Source organism: Chitinophaga flava (genome assembly GCF_003308995.1).
GTDB lineage: Bacteria > Bacteroidota > Bacteroidia > Chitinophagales > Chitinophagaceae > Chitinophaga > Chitinophaga flava.
Map to the genome: position 1 here is coordinate 3,213,706 of NZ_QFFJ01000002.1, position 25,235 is coordinate 3,238,940.

Annotated in this window: 1 protein-coding gene; it reads left to right on the forward strand. The window is 50.5% G+C overall.

What is annotated here, in order from left to right; translation table 11 throughout:
- The first annotated feature begins 491 nt into the window (after positions 1–491).
- Positions 492–25,226, forward strand: a complete 24,735-nt coding sequence (locus DF182_RS28415; protein WP_161964301.1) for a Calx-beta domain-containing protein — start codon at positions 492–494, stop codon at positions 25,224–25,226.
- The last annotated feature ends 9 nt before the right edge of the window (positions 25,227–25,235 follow it).

Consider the following 25,235-nt stretch of genomic DNA (forward strand, 5'->3'; position numbering starts at 1 on the left):
AGTAATATATTTTTCTTCGGATGTATATGATTATTTGTATTTTTTTTATCGTATAAATTACTACAATGTAGTATAACTACTACGTATATATACAACTACAGCTACAGTCGTATAAGGTTACTTTGTTTACTTTCGTTAAGCGATTTGTTCCGTAGAGTCATGTGAACAATTTGAGACTTAGGACAAACCCAATGATGCCCGTATCCTTTTTTTGTAATCTTAATATTTTCCTATGGGGAACTTTACACAATTGTCATTACATGTGGAATTTACCGTTATACGCCGGTATAAACCCTCATAATACCAATATTTCCTGTGTTTGATCGATACTGGCAGAGAAGAGTTATTTGCCGGGTTTAACAATCAACCATATCCCCGCTGAGCACGCAAGGATTCCTGAAAGAATCTTACTGGCCCGCTATGCATAACATAGTGGTCCCGGACCCTTATTACCCAAAGTTTACTGCATGATGTCCCTCTTAAATAATGTTATGAACTCCGATTCAAGGTCTTTCAGCAAAAGCTGTAAATGGCTGTTGCTGACATTGTCAGGCATACTGATGACTGTTGCCGCCACCGCCGGCATCTTTCCCGTCACTAATACTAACGACGCGGGGCCCGGATCATTAAGACAGGCTATCCTGGATGCGAACCTGGCAGGCGTAGGTCCGCACCAGATCGTGTTTAGTGTGCACGGGCAGATTACGCTGGCCACTTCCTTGCCTACCATTACGGCAAAGAAGCTGACCATGGACGGGCAGAACAAGATCACGCTATATTCCACCGGCACCAATTCCATCATCAATCCATTTGTGATTAACGCGGACAGCGTGACCATCCGGAATTTTACCGTGCAGAATAACGGGGACATCGATGTAGACATTCTTCCGAATACAACAGGTGTAACGATAGAGAATATACGCTCTTTCAGCACAGTAGGTAACAACATGAATTCATTTATGAGAGTACAGGGAGCTTCTACGGGACTGACGGTAAGAAATATTTCTTCCACCGATGTGGAACCTATCAGCACTGCTGCAAACGCCGCACCGCACATCGGGCGGGCTTTTTATTTTACAAACGGTACGCAGACCAACCTCGTGATGGACAATATCCAGCTCAGCACGGACGGCAATGTGCGTGGTGGTGAAGGCCTTGTGTTCAGAGATGCAGGAGTAAACGGATTTACACTGACCAACAGTAATATCAGTGGTTTCCAGAATGCGGTGATGTTTGATAATACCACCGGTCCTGTAGAAACAGCGAATAATGTGCTGTTCAGAAATGTGACTATAGATAGTTTATGGAGCGGTGTATCACTGGGGATTTATTGCGATTATCCTGCTACCAATTTTAAGTTTGCCAGAACTGTTGTGGATATGAATGTGATAGGGCAGGATGATGATGGCGACTATGCTGTCCGCTTTGACAATACTACCAACAACATTACCCTGGACACCATTAATATAAATGAAAACGATATTCATGCTATCTGGTTCAACGGTGCAGCCAGCAATATAACTATTAATAAAGCAGTGGTGGAGAACCGGATACCCGGACTTTACGGGGGAAATGCTGCTATCAGGTTTGAAAGTACAATTAATGGTTTTACCTGTACTAATTCCGTGTTGAACGGCGATAAGCCCGCCAACACGGATGATGCCGATGTAGGTATCGCATTTATGACAACTGCTACCGGGGTAACAATTGACAATGTTACTTTTAATGAATTTGATGTAGATGGTATTTCTGTACCAGCAGCGGCTACCAATTTCCAGCTGAGCAATTCTACCTTCACCAGAAACTTTGACGGCATTGAATTCTACAGTAATGCCGCCAGAAGTAACGTGGATATCATCAATTCGGCTTTTTATAATCATGAACGGTCGGGCATAGTGGTAAACGGCGCCAATGCGGTAACAGATGTGGACCTGAAAGGGGATACGCTGGCGAACAATACCAACCATGCCGTCTGGTTTTATGGCGGCGCGGGCGTCACGGACTCACAGGTGGACGGTTGTGTGATATATAATAATGGTGGCGCGGGTATATATAATGATTCTCCCAACAAAGTCATCATCACCAATAACTCCATATATAATAATACCAGTCCGGGTATCTCATTGCTAAATGGTAACTGTACCTACACTGCTGCCGGCGGCAAGACACCGGTACTGGTGTCTTCGGTCGCGCTGGGAGGTGGGCAGTACCAGCTACAGCTCACGATACCGAATATAGCCGCCGGTGCACAATATACAGTAGACATTTATGCTAATGATCCCGCTACGAATAAAACGAGCGGGCAATATTATGTTACGTCTTTAACAGGATTGTCTGCCGGTACTTCTACGCAGACGATCACCTACAATACAGGGCCCGGCGCTACCGGCCTCGGTTTCTGGACAGCTACACTTCGTATACCCGCCAACACCTGCGGTACCTCTGAGTTTGGTAACAACATCCCGATGGCCCTCAAAGGACCTGCCTGTGTGAACAACGGCGTGGTGGCATGGTACCGGGCAGATCAGGCAGTGAATGGTGTGAACTGGGGTGATATTTCCGGTAAAGCCAACCACATGACCGTAGTCGGTGACCCGGACAATACCACCGGTATGGTCAACTTCAACCCTGCTATTTACTATGATGGTAATGACGCCCACCAGGTGCCTGCTTCGGCAGGCGTCTCCGGGGCATACTCCATGATGGGTATGGGCTTGCTGGAAGGCTCACAGACCGGTCGTATATTCACCAGTACCACCGGCAACAAATTAATGGGATGGCATGGCGGACTGGAAAACCGGATGTTTGAAGAAGCCTGGATAGATGCCGGTAATGCGGTAACAGCAAAGGGCAAACTCTATTCTTTTGAAAGAGCGGCCAGCGGCGCCTATGAATTTAAAAGTAATGGTGTCCTGCGGAAAAACGGCCCCACTTCAGATGGCACCGTATGGACACTGGATGTGGGCGGCGCAACGTTTTCAGAATTTTCAAAAGTACTGATCCCGGAAGTCTTCATCTACAACCGTGATCTTACACCAGCAGAAATGCAACGCATTGAATCCTATATGGCGCTCAAATACGGCGTCACACTCAATGCCGGTGCAACAGATTATATCAACAGCGACGGCACTGTACAAATATGGACGGCTGCCACTAACGCAGGTTATGGCGCACGCATTACCGGCATCGGCCGCGAGGATTGCAGTATACTGAATCAGAAACAATCCCTGAGTCAGGATAGTGGTCTGGTGACCATCGCACTGGGAAATGCCATCGCTGTTTCCAATGCTACCAATACAAACACTATCACACAGGATAAATCATTCCTGGTCTTCGGTGACAATAGTGGTACCACTGGCTACTTTACAGCAGTTGCCAGCGCTAACGCTACCCGCCGCATGGGCCGTGTTTGGAAGATACAGAAAACTGCTTCCTGGGATAATGGCCAGCAGATAACACTGCAACTGGCCGGCGGCACGGGAAGTAACTATCTGCTCATCAGTACAGACGCTGGCTTCGGCACTGTTACCAAAGAGCTGAAACTGAGCAGCACCGGAACAGTCACCGTTTCCAGTGCAGACCTGGCCAATGGCGCTTACTTTACTTTCGGCCAGCAACAACGATTCCCGGGCGGCGTAGCCACCAGTCTGCAGACATGGGTGAAAGCAGACGCTGGTACATCCGTAGTAGACGGCAACATCCTCAAATGGCAGGACCAGGCCGTACAGCGGGAATGGCCGGTTGCCAACACCATACCACTTAGCTGGACGAAGAACGCTATTAACTATAACCCGGCTATCAATTTCCAGGGAGATAACTATTTTACCGTACCGAAGTTTACCGAGAGCTATACCGCCGGTGATGTATTCTCTGTGCAATATTCCAACTTGCCAGCTACTTCCACCGCGGCTAGTTTCCCATATGAATTTGGGGGCGACGCTACCACAAATTTACTGCAACACTACCCATATAACGGGGCTGTATATACGCACTTTGGTATCAACGCGAGGCCGGGTTATGCGTTAGGAAGTATTAACATACAAAAGGCACATATATTAAATAACTGGAGTGCTCCCGGCGACTGGGCCATGAACTTCGACGGTAAAACGCTCGGCAGCAGCACTACCTTCCCGGTTTCTTTCAGCAGAGGAACAGGGCTGAACTCCGCTATCGGTGCCGGACATGGCTCCATCTTCAACGGCCGCATCTCTGAAGTGATTCTCTACAACAGGCAGTTAAACGCCACTGAGCGCGCGCAGGTGAACAGCTACCTGGCCCTGAAATACGCCCTCACATTGAAGACAGCCGCAGGAGCTTCCACCGATTACCTCGCCAGCGATGGTAGTACCAAAATGTGGACTGCCACTAAAAACACCGGCTACGGAGAACGCATCACCGGCATTGGCAGGGATGATAATGGTACGCTGCTCCAGAAACAAAGCCAGTCCCAGCTGGATGGCGCCAATGTAACTATTGGTGCAGGTAATGGTCTGGTAGCATCCAATGCAGAGAATACTGCTGATATTACCAATGACCTTTCTTTCTTCACCTTCAGTGATAACGGTCAACTGGCTACCTATAACCAGGCTGTTACCGGTTTGAGCAATCTTACTGTACGTATGGCGCGGATCTATAAAACAGACCGCAGCAACTGGGCTAAAAGTCCCATCACGTTATCACTCAACGGCGGAAACAATACCACCTACCTGTTGGTTAGCAACGATGAAACTTTCGGTGCAGGTGATAAAACATATTTGCTGGATGCCAATGGAAGCATCACACTCGATAGTGATCAGCTGCCCGACGGCGCCTTCTTTACTTTCGCCAATGCGCAGGCAGCTCCGGCAGGTGTGGCTGCAGGACTGGAAGTATGGGCAAGGGCCGACAGCGCAGTAGTTATAAGTGGCAGCAATGCTACCCAATGGAAAGAGCTGAGCGCTTCCCGCCGCACATGGCTACCGCTTAATGCAGCAGGTATCCCCTGGAAGGAAGCATCCTTTAACTTTAACCCGGGTATTGCCTTCAATGGCACTGGCGCCACCGGCAACTTTTTCATACTACAGCCGGAGATCGCGAATACCTTTACCGCCGGTGAAGTATTCAGCGTACAAACATCCAACGTTGACAACACAGGTAATGCGATGTATCCCTTTGAATTTGGGGGTACCTATGCCGGCGGTGCAGCGTTTTTTAACTACACCAACAACAATCAATTTACTTATTTCGGTACTAACACCGGTCGTATGAACTTCGCTTATCCTGCCGGTGTAAGCATACGCAATGCGCATATGCTGAACATCCGGAGCGTTGCGAACGACTGGGCGGCAGGTATTGACGGTAAAGTATTACTGACAGTCAATTCAAACGCAGTGAATTTCCTCTCTCCAGCCGGCAACAAGGATTATATCGGCGCCGGTCACAACGCCGTATTCAATGGCGATATACCCGAAGTAATATTATATTCCCGTAAGCTCAGCACCGTAGAACGCCAGCAGGTACAATCCTATATGGCGCTGCGTTATGGCCTTACGCTTGGCATAGACACACCGATGGATTATCTCGCCAGCGATGGCACTACCACCATGTGGAAAGCGGCTACCGGCGGCGCTTACGCCAAACATATCACCGGCATAGGCCGTGACGACAGAGGCATGTTGCTACAGAAACAGTCCGTAGCAGCAGACACTGGTATCGTAACCATCGCTGCGGGTGCAGCAGTGGCTACTTCCAACAAAGCCAATACCACCAATATCACCAACGATCTTTCTTTCTTCACTTTTGGAGATGATGGTGCTGCTACGACTTACATGACACCGGTTGCCGGTATCAATAAGGTGAACAGCCGTATGACCCGCATCTTCAAAGCACAGAAAAATAACTGGGCCAACCAGGATATCACCTTTAGATTATCCGGCGGTAACGCACGCACTTACCTGCTTGTTAGCCCCGATAACATTTTCGGTGCAGGAGATGCTGCTTATGCGCTGAATGACGATGGTACTGTTACCATTAACAGCAGCCTGTTACCTGATGGAGCACACTTTACTTTCGCAAAGAATATCACCGGTCCGAATGGCGTCAACAATGGTGTTTCTTTCTGGCTGCGTGCAGATGATGGTATATCCGGCGGCAATAACTGGAGCGATTACAGCAACCTCGGTAATGACGCATTACAGGGTGTAATTGGCAGTCAGCCTATAACGGATGCGAAGGCCTTCAACTTCAACTATGGCCTTGTGTTCGATGGTACAGACGACTTCCTCGATATCAACACTACCCGTATCAACCCATCAACCGCCACCATTTTTGCAGTGGCCAGCGGCTCCGGCTTTGCAGCGGTGAGAGAACTGATAGGCAGCGGCGGGCTGGGAGATGCGCATGGCATGGAATTCAGGGTTGTCAACTCAGGGCAACAGCAATACCTGGAAAACGCCGCATCTGTTTCGGCGATAGGAGGCCTTGCCACCTTCCAGGCTAACAAACCATATATTTTCAGCGTTACCCAGGCGAGCAACACGCCCAATGGCATACGCATGTTTGGGAACTATAAGCTCGACAACCAGGGGACGCTCAACTTAACACCGCTCACACAGAACCTGGTTTCTATCGGTTCCCGCACCATGGCCGCCAGAGCCTATTACTGGCAGGGCGGTATGGGAGAAGTAGTGGCTTACAACCGTATACTGTCAGACGCAGAACGTCAGTCAGTGGAATCTTACCTGAGCCTGAAGTATGGTATCACCATGAACGAAGGCGCTACCGATTATCTGGCCACCGACGGTTCCAAATACTGGACTGCTGATGCCATCTATAAATCCCGTATCACTGGTATCGGCAGAGATGATGCTACTGCGCTGAACACCAGACAGTCCCTCAGCGTGGATACCGGCTTTGTGACCCTCTCACTGGGCAGCAATATTCCGTTGACCAACGAACAGAATACGAATACGATTACCAGCGATAAGTCTTTCTTTGTATTTGGCGATAACGGCCAGTCGGCCACCTCTTACACCACTATTGTAAGCGGTACTAACGCTACCCGCCGCCTGCCCCGTGTATGGAAAGTGGGTAAAACGAACTGGACAGATCAGAACATCACCCTGAAAGCCAATGCAACCGGCACCAAGGTATACATGCTGATCAGCACTGATCCTACTTTTGCGACCATCACGCAGGAGCTGCCGCTGAATGCAGATAAAACCATTACTCTCAGCAGCAGCCAGCTGCCTAACGGCATATACTTCACTTTCGGCGCATCGGTGAAATACCCCGGCGGTGTGGCCAGCAGCAGTATGTTATGGTTGCGTGCGGACATCGCTACTTCCGCTACAGCAGATAATACGCCGATCAGCAGCTGGAATGACTATAGCTCTAACGGTAACAACGTGACGCAGGCCACAGCAGCCAATCAGCCGATCTACATGGACAATGCCGCCGACAACCTGAACTTCAACCCTGTAGTGAGGTTTAATGGCGCTCCTCATACAATGAATGGCGCTTCTTTCCTGAAAACCGGCACCTATACCGGAGCAGCTGCGTTTTATGCAGGCAACCAGACAGTTAACGTGAGCACCGTTATTTTTACCGAACCTGCGCCTACCCTTGGCGTTAACCAGTTTACGTTACATGCCACCTGGGGAGATAATAACGTTTATTGGGATGCTCCTTATTACAATAACCGTATCAACTACAATGCGGGCAATATCAACAACCAGACTATTCTCTGGACAGCGACCAGCAACATCAGCCTGGCTGCCAACAAACAGTCCATCTATAAGAACGGGTTGAATGTGCTCAATGGTAATAATACCAGCACCTTTACCGGGGGCAACAGCGCCTTCCAACTGGGCGCGAATAATGGCGCCTCTTATAACGGCCGCATGGGCGACCTGATCGTATATGCCAATGCGCTTACACCTGTTGAACAACAGAAGGTGAACAGCTACATGGCCATCAAATATGGTATCACGCTGAACAACGGCGCTACCGACTACCTGGCCACTAACGGCAGCGCGATATGGAATGCTGCCACTAACACTGGCTACGGTAATTATATTACCGGTATCGGTCGTGATGACGCAGAAGACCTGAACCAGAAACAATCCCGCAATACCATGAGCGGTATGCAGCTGGCGATCGGTCTGAATAGCCTCTCAGAAACAAACAACAGCAACGCCAATGCGTTCACTGCTGATAAATCCTACATGATATGGGGTGACAATGCCGGCAGCGGTCTCTTTAAAACCCCGCTGACAGGGCATCCGGTGGCCAACTACCGCATGGGTAGAATATGGCGTGTACAGGAATCCGGTACCGTTGGCAGCGTACAGGTGGCCGTACCATATGACGCGTTACCCAATGCTGCACAAACCTATCTCATCATCAGTAATGATGCTACTTTCGACGGAACGGACCAGTTTATTCCATTGAGAGCAACAACGCTCAACGGCGTGAAGCACTATGCTGCTAATGTGGATCTGACCAATGGTCAATATTTCACCTATGGCGCATCTATCAAAACGCCTGGTGGGGTAGTGGGAACTTCCCTGTGGCTGCGTGCAGACGCAGGTACTTCCAGTACTTCAGATAACACCGCTATCAGCGGCTGGACAGACTATGCTTCAGAGTTGAACAACGCAACACAAGCAACTGCGGCTGCTCAACCGCTGTACCTGAATAATCTAACCAGCAACACCAACTTTAACCCGGTAGTGAAATTTGACGGTGCAGATTATCTGGACATGGATATCACCAAACTGCCGATGGGCACCAGCGCCAGAACATTCTTCGGAACCGGTAGCCTGGCAACCACCAGCGGCGGCAATAAGTTTATACTGGGATACGGTGGCGCAACTGCCAGCACTGGTGTTGGTTTGGCTGTTGTAGCAGGCAACGGAACTGCCGATTTTGTGGGTTGGTCCAATGATGTTACCAGCCCTGCTGGCAACTGGCAACCAGGCGTGTTCAATGAAATGACTGGTGTATGGGCCGGCAATGGCGGCAATGCTACACTGTACAGCAAGATGAAGGTATTAGGCGGGCCATTGGCCAAAGCCTGGAATACCGCCAGTGGCGGAGCGAGGATCGGTAATGCACCCTGGGATAATGCCCAGTCATGGAATGGAACCGTTGGTGATGTAATCGTGTATCCGACAGCGTTAACAGCCACCGAGCTGCAACGTGTGACCACTTACCTGGCTATCAAGTACGGCTATACGATAGATCAAACCACTGCTACCGATTACCTGGCTACGGATGGCACTACCAAAGTATGGGATGCCACCGTTAACGCCACTTATAAAAATAATATTACCGGTATCGGCCGCGATGACGTGGAAGGCCTTGCGCAGAAACAAAGCCAGAGCATCAACACCGGCTTCCAGCCCATAGTGGGTCTTGGTAGCATCGCGACAGACAACCTTAGCAATACTAATACCTTCTCTGCAGATAAATCATATATGGTCTGGGGTGATGATGGTGCCAGCACTTCCTTCACCACGGCTGTTACTGGCAACCCTGCTGTAACCCCCCGTATGGCAAGAACATGGAAAGTGCAGGAATCCGGTACTGTAGGTCCGGTGGCCATCTCTATCCGTAAAGACCAGTTACCACGCAGTGCTAACAGACCTTACCTGATCATCAGCAACGATGCTACTTTTGACGGTACAGACCAGTTTATACAGTTGGCCGACGGCGATGTGAACGGCGTACCTAGTTATTCCGCCACACTGGATATGACTAGCGGCCAATATTTCACTTTCGCTAGTTTCGTGACTTCACCGGGCGGTGTGTCTGGTGACATGCTGTGGGTGAAGGCAGATGCTGACCTGCAGGTGAATGGCGCCAATCAGGTAGAGCAATGGCTGAACCAAAGCAACGCTATGCCTACTGAACTGCGTGCGACACTTGCTTCTCATACAGATCCCATCGCTGCTTCGGCAGACATTATTCGTGTCGCCAATGGCATCAACTTCAACCCGACCCTTAATTTCACTGGAGCCCTGGGCAAATCCCTGAAAGGAGATGCCGGTATCAACTGGAATACGTCGGCCAACCTGTCCATCTTCTCTGTCAACACGCCTGGAGGGGCTCCGGCAAATAGCCCTGGTGCTATTTTTAGTACCAACGGAAGCTGGCTGGCAAGTGCATCAGGCAGGGGGCTGCTGTATACAGGTACCGGCAATTTTGGACTTGATGGCAGCGGATGTGTGGTGGCACAATCCACACCTCCTTACGCAGGCCCGATCATTGCCAGAGGCGTTTATGTAAATGCTGCCAACTCACTGGGCGGAAGCACCTGGCTGAATGGCAAACAAAGTGTCCTCGGTACCAACTGTACACCGCAAACGGACGGTTCTTTCTTTGAAGTGGCCGGCCGCACTACGGGCGATGTTACCTTCGACAACCGGATCTTCAATGGTAAGATCCCGGAAGTGATCGTATATAAATCTGCCATCACACCTACACAATCACAGCAGATAGAATCATACCTCGGTATCAAATATGGCATCACCCTCGACCAAAGCACTGCACAAAATTATCTGGCTACAGATGGCTCTGTGATCTGGAATGCTACCGCCAATAACATCTATAAAAACAACATCTTCGGTATTGGTCGGGATGACCGGGAAGCCCTGGTGCAGAAACAATCCCGCAGCGTACATACCGGCTCGATCCTGACTGTCGGCATGCGCGCCATCGCCGCTACCAATGCAGATAATACCAATACCTTCGGTGCAGATAAAAGTTATCTCCTGCTGGGCAGCAACAGCAACGCCCTGACCGTTAGCGGAACAAACCTGCCAGTGGGCAGCTGTATTCCCGAACGTCTCACGCAGGCATGGAAAACACAATTCACTAACTACGATATCAGCACACAGCCACTCAGTATGCAGTTCAACCTGAACGGCATCACTGTAAAAGGCAATGCAGCAGCGGATTTTACCATCATGATTGATGAAGATGGTGATGGTAATTTCGCTACCGGAACGGTAACTGAAATCCCCGCTACCAGCTTCAACGGCGGCATTGTGAGCTTCGACAACATCAGCACCCTGAAAGACGGGGTGGTGTTTACCCTTATCACCAGTCACCTCCAGCGTACTGCTAACCTGGTACCCGATGCTACGGTGAGTACAGTAGCAGCTACCTGTATCGACAAAGGCACCCTGTATTTCATTGATCCATCCGACGCGAACAAATACATTGCCTCCATTGCCCTGAACGGCAACACCATGGACGTAAGCAAACTATCTGCTGTGGTAGATGTGAACAGGAATATGAATACAGCACTGGGCAAGAACATTGGCACCGACTACGGTACACAATTAATGCGCAGATTGGTACAAATCAGCTACACCGGTGCAGACATGACCCAGAACGGCGGCGTTACACTCCGTCTCTTCTGGAATCCTGCTGAAAGAACCAATGCAGAGAACATGCTCTCCGGTACCCGCGGCGTAACAGGTGTACAACACTGGACATGGTTCAAACATACCGGTGATATCACCGCTACACTGGCCGATCTGGCTCCTGAAGGGCTGGCTAATATTAACGAGCTTATTCCTTCAGCTGCTGGTCAGCAGGACGGCGTAGATTACGTTGAATTCAGCGGCATACAGAATTTCTCCACCTTCGGTGGCGTGACCGCTGCCAATCAGACGTTGGCCATCACTAAAGGCCAGGACGGCAAAGAAGGAGCACAGAACGGTTCCTTCAATATTAGTCTGCCTGGCACTGTGACTGCTACGGAAGATATCACGGTAAACTATACCGTGACAGGTACCGCCACTAACGGCACCGACTATACGGCGCTCAGCGGCACCCTGACCTTCCCGGCAGGCAGCAACAGTATAGCCCTGCCCGTTATAGTGACCGATGATAATATCATCGAAATAACAGAAAATGTAACCGTTACCCTGAACGCCGCCACCGGCACCAGCGGTAGCGCTTATAATATCAGCAGCACACAGCCGGCAGCTACGCTGAACATTGCTGACAACGACAGCAATGACCCTGCTAAAACCACAGTAGGCGTAACCTGGGCCAAAGATGCAAAAGAACCGACTACCAATGGTGCATTTAACATCAGCCTGCCAGCAGGTGTGACGGCATCGGAAGATATTACGGTGAACTATGCAGTTGCCGGTACAGCCACACCGGGTGCGGATTACAATGTACTGAGCGGGTCTGTGGTGATTCCTGCAGGCCAGGAAGGTGTGGTATTACCGGTTGTAGTAATGGATGACCAGCTCCTGGAAAGTCCTGAAACAGTCGTGGTAACGATAACAGGTGCCAGCTCTGCCAACTTTACGCTGACTCCGCGCAGCGGCGCTACTACCGCCACTGTGAACATTATCGATGATGAAAACACACCGGCTAATCTCGTACTGAGCGTGGCCAAAACTGCCGACGCAGCTGAACCGGCCACCAATGGTAGCTTTACCATCAGTCTGCCTTCTAATGTCAAGCCTACGGAAGACATCACCATCAACTATACCATTGGTGGTACAGCCACAAGTGGGTCTGATTATACCGCCCTTACTGGTACTGTTACAATGCCGGCTGGCCAGCGGACTGTGTCCCTGCCTGTTAATGTGATCGATGATCAGATCATTGAAAACACGGAATCGGTGATAGTAACACTCACCGGGGGCACCAGTACCAACTTTACTTACACCGTCAGCGCTACCAATGGCAACGCAACTGTGACCATTGCGGACGATGACAACACTGTTGCCAACCGCGTAATAAGTATCAAAAAGACAATTGATGCAGCGGAACCAGGCACCAACGGGGAGTTTACGTTTAGCCTCCCTGCTAATGTTACTTCTTCTGAAGATATAACCATAGCCTATACATCCTCCGGTACCGCTACCAGCGGCGCAGACTACACCGCCCTGGGAACATCGATAGTGCTGCCTGCAAGACAGAACAGCATTACGCTGCCAATCACCGTTGTCGATGACAAAATCATCGAGAACACTGAAACCGTTATCGCAACGGTGACTGGTGGTACCAGCACCAGCTTTACTTTCACCGCCAGCAGCACCAATGGCAGCGCTACTGCCAACATCGCTGACGACGATAATACAGCTGCCAACCGTGTGCTCAGCGTGAGCAACGATGGGGGAGACGCTTCTGAACCAGCTACCAATAGCAAGTTCAAAATCATTCTGCCTAAAGGCGCCACCGCTGCGGATGATATTACCGCTGCTGAGCCTATTACCGTGACTTATACCATCAGTGGCACTGCTACTAACGGTACCGATTATACGACGCTGACCGGCACCGCGGTTATCCCAGCTGGCCAGAACAGTGTATACGTTCCCGTAACAGTGATCGATGATCAGCTGATGGAAACCACCGAAACAGTTATTTTGACGCTCACCGGCGGAACCAGCACCAGCTTTGCGTTTACTGCCAGCGCTACCAATGGTAATGCTACTGTGAATATTCTGGATGATGACAATACCGCGGCTAATCGTGTATTGAGCGTCACTAAAATCAATGATGGTGCGGAACCTGCTACTAATGCGCTGTTTAAGATCAGTCTGCCGGCAGGTGTGTTCCCTTCTGAGAATATCACCGTGAATTATACCGTGGGAGGAACTGCTACCAGCGGCAAGGACTATACTGCCTTAAGCGGTACTGTAACCATCCCTGCGGGACAAGATGGCATTTCACTGCCTGTCGCTGTGATCAACGACCTGGAGATAGAAGGTACAGAAACCGTAGTGGTAACGCTCACTGGCGGCAGCTCTGCTAATTTCAGCTATACAGCCAGTACGACCAATGGTAATGCGTCTGCGGATATTGCCGATGATGATAACACTACGACCAACCGCGTTATCAGTGTTAAAAACAAGGCCAATGCAGCAGAACCGGCTACCAACGGCGCCTTTACTATCGGTTTGCCAACAGGTGTAACTGCTTCCGAAGACATCACTGTAAATTATACAGTAGCCGGTACAGCTACCGCGGGTGCTGACTATACCGCACTCGCCGGCACGGTGGTAATACCTGCGGGCCAGAACAACATTGATATACCGGTAGCTGTGATTGACGATAAGATCATCGAAACAACAGAAACCGTATCACTCGATGTTACCGGCGGTTCCAGCATTAGCTTTACCTTCACCGCCAGTACTGTCAACGCTTCGGCAATTGTCAATATCACTGATAATGACAACACCGCTGCTAATCGTGTGTTTACAGTGACCAACATCAGCAACGCAGCAGAACCGTCGACCAATGGTCGCTTCAGTATCAGTCTGCCGGCAGGTGTTACCTCATCAGAGCCGGTGACCATCCAATACACCATCGGTGGTACCGCCATTAACGGTACAGACTACGCAATGCTGAGCGGCACTGTTGTACTGCCGGCCGGACAAGACACTGTGTTCGTTCCCGTTACCGTGATAGATGACCCGCTCATCGAACCGACAGAAACCGTCGTGCTGACTGTTACTGGTGGCACCAGCACCAACTTCATCTTCACTGCCAGCACTACTGCCGGCAGCGCAACAGTGAATATTGCCGATGATGACGATATACCAGCGAACCGTGTGCTTAGCATCAGTAAGAAGGCCGATGCTGCAGAACCGAATACCAGCGGGGCTTATACCATCAGTCTGCCAACCGGTATCAAGGCTTCTGAAAATATTACGGTCAACTATACCATTGCCGGTACCGCTACCAGCGGTACGGATTACGTTGCCCTGACCGGCACAGCTACCATCCCTGCAGGCGCCAGTACAGTGGACGTATCTGTCAACCCGATCGATGATCAACTCATTGAAAATACAGAAACAGTCATCGCTACTGTTACAGGTGGTACTTCGGCTAACTTCACTTATACAGCCAGCACGACCAGCGCCATCGCTACCGTTAACATCGCGGATGATGATAACACAGCAGCGAATCGTGTACTCAGTATCGTGAAAGTGTCAGACCTCGCAGAGCCTTCCACCAACGGAAGCTTCAAGGTTAGTCTGCCTGGAACGATCAGCTCATCAGAAGCGGTGACTGTCAATTATACCGTTAGCGGTACCGCTATTAACGGTACCGACTATACGACCCTGACCGGAAGCATAGTACTGCCAGCAGGCGACAACAGCGTGCTGATTCCGGTGAATGTAACGGACGACAAGATCATAGAAGGTACAGAAACCGTGATCCTCACCCTTACAGGTGGCACCAGCACCAGCTTCGCCTTCACCGCCAGCACTACCAATGGCAGCGCTTCTGCGGATATTGCAGACGATGATAACGTAACCGCCAACCTGGTACTGAGTGTGGCTAACGGCGGCGATGCTGCTGAACCTACTACCAATGGAGCCTTTACGATCAGCCTGCCTGCCGGTTACAAGGCTGCTGCGCCGATTACGATCACCTATACCATAGCCGGTACAGCCACTAGTGGGTCTGATTATACTGCGCTGACCGGTACAGTGACCCTGCCTGCAATGCAACCCAGTGTAACCGTCCCCGTTAATGTGATCGACGATCAGCTCGTGGAAAACACCGAGACTGTGATCATGACAATTACCGGTGGTACTGGTGCAGGTCTGACTTACACGGCCAGCCCTACCAATGGTACAGCTACTGTCAATATTCTTGATGATGAAAATTCTCCGGCCAACCGTATCCTGAGCGTAACCAACGACGGCAACGCCGCAGAACCGGGCACTCACGGCGGATTTAAAATAAGTCTGCCTGTCGGTATCAAACCGTCAGAAGACATTACTGTTACCTATACTATCGGTGGAACAGCCACCGGTGGCAAAGATTACAACGCACTGACAGGTACTGTTACCATTCCTGCCGGTCAATCCAGTGTAGCCATTCCTGTTACTGTTATCGACGACAATATCATCGAAGGAACAGAGACAGTAATTCTTACTATCACCAGCGGCACCAGCACCAGCTTTGCTTATACCGCCAGCACCACCAATGGTAGCGCTACCGTGGATGTGGCAGATGATGATAATACCGCTGCCAATCAGGTATTGACAGTTATCAAAACAGCCGATGCTGCAGAACCGTCCACCAACGGCGGCTTCCTCATAAGCCTGCCTGCAGGTGTCACCTCAGCGCGGGATATCCAGGTAACTTATACCGTAGCTGGTACCGCTACGCCTGGCTCAGACTATCAGCCTATTACCGGCACCATCACCATCCCTGCAGGTAAAAACGGTGTAGCCGTTCCCGTGAATGTCATAGACAATAAAGTGATAGAGCCGGATGAAACGGTGATCCTGACCATCACCGGTGGTAATGACGGACAGTTCACCTATACCGTAGCCAGCGGGGGAGGTTCTGCTACTGTAACCATCGCTGACGATGATTTCGCAGGTAACAGCAATATCGTGCTGCTCACCAAAGTATCCGATGCGGTAGAAGGTAGTGTTCACGGCCAGTACAGAATTTCACTGCCTCCGGGTATTACCAGCTCGCAGGATGTGGTAGTTAGCTTTACCCTGGGAGGAACAGCTATCAACGTAACTGACTACAATTTACTGGGCCTGAATTCCGGTAATATTGTGATACCGGCAGGAGCCAACGATGTGTTAATAGATGTAGATGCCATTAATGATGGTATCATCGAAGGACCTGAAACAGTAGTACTGACGCTCACTAACGCTGTCTCCGGTAGTTATCCGTTCACCATAGACCCATCCGGTAATGGCGCAGTGGTGAACATCATAGATGCCAATGCTGCCAGCAGTACACCTATACAGGTAATTGCCGGTACCAATGCCGCAGAACCTGCCACCAAAGGCACTTTCAGGGTGCAGCTGGCGGGTGGTGCTACTTCCGCATGGCCTGTTACCATAGGGTATAGCATATCCGGTACTGCCACATCCGGTGTAGACTACCAGGCATTGGGCTCTATCGTAATCCCGGCCGGTGTCGACGGCGTAACAGTAGATCTCAATGTACTGGACGACAAGATCATCGAGCCTACTGAAACGATGAAATTCAAACTCCTGTCAGGTAGCGCTACAGATGGCGGCACACAAGCCTTTATCTTCCCGCCGGACCCGGCTAAGGATAATGTTACCGTCAACATAGTAGACGATGACGCCGTTGCTGCCAACCAGGTATTGAAAGTGGAGAAGACTACAGATGCAGCAGAACCGTCTACTAACGGTGCTTATACCATCAGTCTGCCAGCGAATTATACTTCCGCAGCCGATATCACACTGACGTATGCCATGAGTGGTACCGCTCTTAATAATACCGACTACACTATCAGCACCGTCATCTTGCCGGCTAATAAGAATAGCGTCATCATACCGCTGTCCGTTAAAGATGATAAGATCATTGAGAACACGGAAACGGCTATACTGACTCTTACCAGCGGTACTGATGCTAACTCGTTCGCCTATACGGCAGATCCGGCCGGCAACAATGCTACTGTGAACATCGCCGACGATGATAATACAGCCGCCAACCGCGTACTGTCTGTTAAGAAAACGGCCGATGGCGCTGAACCAAACACTCCTGGCGAGTTTACCATCAGTCTGCCTGCAGGTTATACAGCGTCAGAAGATATCGATGTAACTTATACTATAGGTGGCACTGCTACTCCGGGGGTAGGTTTTGACTATACAATCCTCCCTGTGGTGAAGATACCTGCCAATCAGCCTGGCGTTACCGTACCGGTAATTGTGAACGACGACAAGATTATAGAAGGTACAGAGACAGTGGTGATGACCCTTACCAGTGGAACCAGCTCCAGCTTTAACTTCACGCCGGAAACCGGTAATGGCACCGCTACCGTGGATATCACAGATAATGACAATACAGCAGCTAATCAGGTGATCAGCATCACGAAGAAAACAGATGCCGCAGAACCTGGCACCAACGGTGCATTCACTTTCAGCCTGCCTGCTAATGTCACATCGGCTCTGCCAATAACCGTGAACTATACCATTGCAGGTACTGCTGAGAATGGAAAGGATTACGCTACCCTCAGCGGTTCTGTAGTAATACCTGCCAATCAGAATAGTGTAGACCTACCCGTTACTGTGGTAGATGATAAGATCATAGAAGGTACAGAAACCGTGATCCTCACCGTTACTGGTGGCACCTCTCCGGACTTTACCTTCACCGCCAGCACCACCAATGGCAACGCTACGCTGAACATCACGGATGATGATGACATTGCCGCCAACCGAGTGCTGAGTGTTACCAACGACGGCAACGCCGCAGAACCAGGTACCAACGGTAAGTTCCTTATCAGCCTGCCTGCTGGTTATTCCACAGCAGCGCCTATCACGGTGACTTACAACGTAGCAGGTACCGCCACCGCCGGCGAAGATTATAACACCCTTACCAATACGGTGGTGATACCAGCCGGAGATTCCAGTGTGTCCGTAGCCGTTAATGTGATAGATGACAAGATCATTGAGAACACTGAAACGGTGATCATGACTATCACCGGTGGCACTGGCGCTGCGACATACACCGCCAGCACCACCAACAACAGCGCTACTGTAAACATTGCCGATGACGATAACAAACCGGAAAACCTGGTGCTGAGCGTAATCAGGAAGTCCGATGCAGCAGAACCGTCTACTAACGGAGCGTTCACTATCAGTCTGCCTGCGGGTGTGACCGTAGCAGAAGCCCTGACGGTTCAATATACGATCACCGGTACCGCAACGAATGGCACTGACTATGCGACACTCAACGGCACCGTCGTGATCCCGGCTAACCAACCTGATGTGATTGTACCGGTAAATGTGACCGATGATAAGATCATCGAAACCACCGAAACCGTGATCATGACACTGAACAGCGGCGCGAGTACTAATTTCAACTTTACCGCCAGCACTACCAATGGCAGTGCATCCCTGGATATCGTAGACAATGACAACATACCGGCAGCACTTGTGCTGAACATCGATAAAAAGAAAGATGGTGCAGAACCATCCACCAATGGTGTCTTCAGTATCAGCCTGCCTGCAGGTTATACAGCATCTCAGGATATCATTATCAACTATATCGTAGCTGGTACTGCTACCAGTGGTGTTGACTACGGAACTATCGGCAACTCCATCGTGTTGCCTGCAGGCAAGGATAGCATAGACCTGCCGGTAGTAGTTATAGATGACAAGATCATCGAACCGACAGAAACCGTGATCGTTACCTTAACAGGCGGCAGCAGCACAAACTTCAATCTTGTGGCCAGCAGCAGCAAAGGCAACGCTACCGTTAATATCGCTGATGACGAGAGCGCTAATGCAGCCAACCTTGTACTGGGTATCGCGCGGGATAAAGATGCAGCAGAACCATCTTCCCATGGCGCCTTTAAAGTAGGTCTGCCTACTGGTATCACTGCTTCAGAAGATATCACGGTGAAATATACCGTGGCGGGCACCGCTACCGCAGGCGCTGACTACACCACTTTAAGCGGAACAGTAGTCATCCCGGCTGGTAAGGATAGTGTGCCTATTCCGGTCCTGGTAGCAGACGATAAGATCATTGAGCCAACAGAAACTGTCATCACCACACTTGCAGGCGGTACATCCAACAGCTTTACCTTCACTGGCAATGGCAATGCTACTGTAAACATCGCTGATGATGATAATGTAGCCGCCAACCTCGTGCTGACTGTGGCCAAAGGCAGCGATGCCGCAGAACCAAACGTCAATGGGTCCTTCATTATCAGTCTGCCTACAGGTTATACAGCATCAGAAGACATCACCGTAAACTATAACATCACCGGTACAGCCACCAGTGGCACAGATTATACCGCCATCGCCGCTACCGCAGTGATTAAGGCAGGTGATCCCAGTGTTACTGTACCAGTGCTGGTGATCGATGATCAGCTGATAGAGCCAACAGAAACCGTGATCATGACGCTCAACGGCGGCAGCTCTACCAACTTCACCTTAACCGGTAATGGCAGCGTTACCGTGAATATTGCGGACGATGACGACATCGCGGCCAACCGCATACTCTCTGTCAGGAAAACCGCCGATGCTGCAGAACCAACTACCAATGGTGAGTTCACCATCAGTCTGCCTGCAAATATTTATGCATCAGAAGATATCACTGTGAAATACACCATCGGCGGTACTGCTACAGCGGGTGCTGACTACATAGCCCTGAGCGGCACTGTGACCATCCCGGCAGGTAAAAACGAGGTAACGCTAACGGTGCCTGTTAGCGATGACAAGGTGATTGAAACCACCGAAACAGTGGTGATGACCCTCACCGGCGGTACCAGCACCAACTTCAGCTACACTGCCAGCGCTACCAACAGTAATGCTACCGTGAACATAGCAGACGATGACAATGTAGCGGCCAACCTGATCATCATTGTGAAAGATCCCGTTGACGCAGCAGAACCATCCACTAACGGTTCCTTTACCGTTAGTCTGCCTACAGGATATACCGCATCAGAAGACATCAAGGTGAACTATACCGTAGGCGGCACAGCCACAGCGGGTGGTGACTACACAGCCCTGAGTGGTACCGTGGTAATCCCTGCAGGACAACCTGGCAGCGTTGTGGTACCGATAACAGTCATCGACGACAAGATCATAGAAAATACAGAAACAGTAATATTGACGGCGACAGGGGCGACTTCCACCAGCTTTACGCTCGTGGCAAGCAGCACCAGCGGAAGCACCACTGTGAATATCGCAGACGACGATAACACGGCAGTTAACCGGGTGCTGAGCGTAACTAATAAAGGCAATGCAGCAGAGCCGGGTACTAACGGCAGCTTCGCTATCAGCCTGCCTGGGGGAGTAACCTCGGCCGAAGATATTACCGTCAACTATACCATCAGTGGTACCGCCACCAGCGGAGCCGACTATGATGCTCTCAGCGGTACAGTAGTCATCCCGGCTGGAAAAGACACTGTATTCGTACCCGTGAATGTGATCAATGATCAGATCATTGAAAACAGCGAAACAGTGATACTTACCCTCACAAATGGCGTCAGCACCAGCTTTAACTTCACTGCCAGCACTATCAACGGTAATGCTACCGTAACGATTGCTGATGATGATAATGTTGATGCCAACCGTGTGCTGCAGGTAACGAAAAAAGCAGATGCAGCAGAACCAGGCACCAATGGCAGCTTCACTGTCAGCCTGCCTGCCGGTATCACCGCATCGGAAAATATCACGGTGAACTATACCATCAGCGGCAGTGCTCAAAATGGTACTGACTACGCTAACCTGACCGGCACCGTCGTAATCCCTGCGGGACAACCCGGCAGCGTTGATATACCGGTAACAGTCATCGATGATAAGATCATTGAAGGCACCGAAACCGTTGTCATGACACTCACCGGTGGCAACTCCACCAGCTTTGCGTTCACCGCCAGCACCACCAATGGTACTGCCAGCCTGGATATTGCAGATGACGATGACATCAGCGCCAACCGCGTACTGACAGTGACTAACAATGGTGATGCAGCAGAACCAGGCACCAATGGCGGTTTCAAAGTCGGCCTCCCGCTGAATGTTACTGCTGCCCAGGACATCACCGTGAACTATACCATCACCGGTACAGCCACAGCAGGTACAGATTACACCGCTATCACAGGAGTAATCACCATTCCGGCCAATCAACCCAGTGTAACCATCCCCGTTATTGTACAGGATGATCAGGTGATTGAAACAACAGAAACCGTGATCATGACGCTGAACGGCGGAACATCCACCAGCTTCACCTTCACCGGTAACAACAACGCTACCGTGAATATTGCTGATAACGATGACATCGCGGCCAACCGCGTACTGACGGTGACAAAAACAACGGATGCAGCAGAACCATCTACAAATGGTGTGTTCACGATTCGTCTTCCTAAGGGTATCACCGTAGCTGAGAACGTAACCGTCAGCTACACTATCGGCGGCACCGCCACTGCAAGTACCGATTACATGACACTGGGCGGCACTGTGGTAATCCCTGCCGGTCAGGACAGCGTAAACGTACCGGTATTGGTGATCGATGATCAACTGATAGAAAATACAGAAACAGTGGTGATGACACTGACTGGCGGCTCTTCGGCCAACTTTACCTTCACTGGTAACACCAGCGCCACTGTGAATATTGCTGATAATGACGACATCGCAGCTAACCGTGTACTGACAGTAACAGCTACCAAAGATGCCGCAGAACCGGGCACCAATGGTGAGTTTACCATCAGTCTGCCTGCAGGCATTGCTTCTTCTGAAACGATTACCGTCAACTATACCATCAGCGGTACCGCCACCAGCGGAGTAGATTACACCGCCCTCAGTGGTACAGTGGTCATCCCTGCGGGTCAGAATAACATAACCGTTCCTGTATTGGTGATCGATGACAAGATCCTCGAAAACACAGAAACAGTTGGAATGACAATAACAAGTGGCACTTCAACAAGCTTCACCTTTACCGGTGGCAGCATGGCCACTGTGAACATCATAGATGATGAGAACATAGTAAGTAACCGCGTGCTGAGCATTGTAAAAACAGCAGATGCTGCAGAACCGTCCACTAATGGTTCCTTCAGCATCAGTCTGCCAGCAGGTATCACCGCAGCTGAAGACATTACGGTGAACTATACCGTAGGTGGCACCGCCACCAGTGGTGCTGACTATACTGCCATCACAGGAACAATCACTATCCCTGCAGGCCAGAACAGCGTACCGGTGCCGGTTATCGTAAAAGACGATCAGATCATTGAAACTACTGAAACTGTGATCATGACGTTGAGCGGTGGAACCTCCACCAGCTTCACTTTTACAGGAAACGGCAATGCTACTGTCAATATCGCCGATGACGAAAGTATCACGCCGGCAAGCATGGTACTGAGCATCGCCAAAGGTGCTGATGGTGCAGAACCGTCCACTAATGGTAGCTTTAACGTAAGCCTGCCTGCAGGTATCACGTCCTCCGAAGATATCACCGTGAGCTACACGGTAGGAGGTACGGCCACCGCCGGTGCAGACTATACTGCCCTCACCGGCACCGTAGTCATTCCTGCCGGCCAGAATAGTGTACCCATAACCGTTAATGTGATAGATGATCAGATCATAGAAGTAACGGAAACCGTGATCGCTACCCTCAGCGGCGGTACATCAGCCAACTTCACCTTCACTGGCAATGGTAGTGCGACTGTGAATATCGCTGATGATGAAACTATCACTCCGGCCAAGCTGGTGCTGACAGCCGCCAAAGGCGCAGATGGTGCGGAACCGTCCACTAACGGCAACTTTATCATCAGTCTGCCTGCAGGTGTTACTTCATCAGAAGATATCACGCTGAACTATACCGTAACAGGTACCGCTACTGCGGGTGCAGATTACACGGCCCTCACAGGTACCGTGATCATCCCGGCAGGTCAGAACAGTATAAGCATACCGGTTACTGTACAGGATGATAAAATAATAGAAGGCACTGAAACGGTGATCCTGACACAAACCAGCGCCAGCTCGGTCAACTTCACCTTCACTGCTGCAGGCAGTGCCACTGTGGACATCCTCGATGATGAAACCATCGACGCCAACCTGGTGCTGAACGTTACCAGGGACAAAGATGGCGCAGAACCGTCTACCAACGGGGGCTTCAGTATCAGTCTCCCGACCGGCGTAACCGCCGCGATGGATATCACCGCCACCTACACCGTGGCAGGTACTGCTACCGGCGGTGCGGACTACACAGCCCTTACCGGCACCGTAGTCATCCCGGCAGGTCAGAACAGTGTAGCCGTACCGGTTACCGTTGCCGATGACCAGCTGATTGAAGGCGATGAAACTGTGATCATCACCAGTACCGGTGGTACCGCAGGTGGCCTTGTTCTCAAACCTGGTACCAGCATTACTGCTACCGTAATCATCGCTGATGATGATAATACCAACCTTGACCTGGTGGTTACTGCGAGCAAACCCAATGCAGCAGAGCCGTCTACCGCAGGGGAATTCACCATCAGCCTCGCCAGTGGTAAAATACCGGCAACAGATATCACAGTTACCTATACAGTGGCAGGTACTGCCACCAGCGGCAGCGACTATACGGCCCTCACCGGCATGGTAGTCATCCCGGCAGGTCAAAGTAGTGTAACCGTACCCGTTAATGTAATAAACGACGATCTGATAGAACCGGTGGAAACAGTGGTACTCACAATCACCAATGGTAAATCGGCTACTATTAACTATACCGTAGGCGCTAACAACACCGCTACTGTCAACATTGTGGATGATGATAACACCGATCTGAGTCTGGTGGTTATTGCCAGCAAACCGGATGCTATTGAACCGAATGTCAACGGTGAGTTTACCATCAGCCTGGCCAGCGGTAAGCGTACAGCAGAAGCGATCACCATACAATACATGATCAGCGGCAGTGCCACACCGGATGCTGACTACACAGCCATCAGCGGTACGATCACCATCCCGGCAGGGGCCAGCAGTGTAACCGTTCCCGTGAATGTGCTGGATGATACTGAAATAGAATCTCCGGAAACAGTGGTGTTCATGCTCAACGGCGGAACATCTGCCAGCTATACCTTCACCGTGGGTGCTGCCAAGGATGCTACCGTAACGATCACCGACACAGATAAAATGGCCGGTGACCTGATTATCACCAAAGAGATCATCGCACCGGCAGCAGGTCCTTACCGCATGGGTCAGAACCTGACTTACCGCATCACCGTACGGAATGCCGGCAACATACCAGTGACCAGCGTAAGAGCAGAAGACCGTCTGCCAGTACAACTGGATGTGCCCACCAACACTTCCGCAGAAAAGGGAGAAGTAGTGGTAACAGCAGCCACCAAACTGGTAGAATGGAATATCGGTGACCTGGCAGTGGGTGCTACCGTACAGATGACACTGACATCCCGCGTAATAGAAGGCGGAAAGCTGAGCAACGAAGCTTCTGCCTACAGCACAAACATGCCGGATGCCGATAGTACCAATAACGTAGCGGTATCCACAGTAGAAATAGAAGGATCTGACCTCTCATTCCCGAACGTGATCACACCGAATGGTGATGGTAAAAACGAAAGGTTCATCATCGGTGGACTGGAGAAATATCCTGGCTCAGCGATCTATATCTATAACAGATGGGGCAGTATGGTATATCAGTCTAAAGATTACAAAAACGACTGGGATGGTTCAGGCCTGAACGAAGCCACCTACTACTATATCCTGGAGGTCAGAAAACCAGAGGGTATCAAAAAGTATAAAGGCTGGGTAACAATATTACGGTAAGAGACAACA

What these genes read in the sequence shown, in the direction of transcription:
- DF182_RS28415 (WP_161964301.1), top strand. Translation starts at nt 492, where the DNA reads ATGAACTCCGATTCAAGGTCTTTCAGCAAAAGCTGTAAATGGCTGTTG.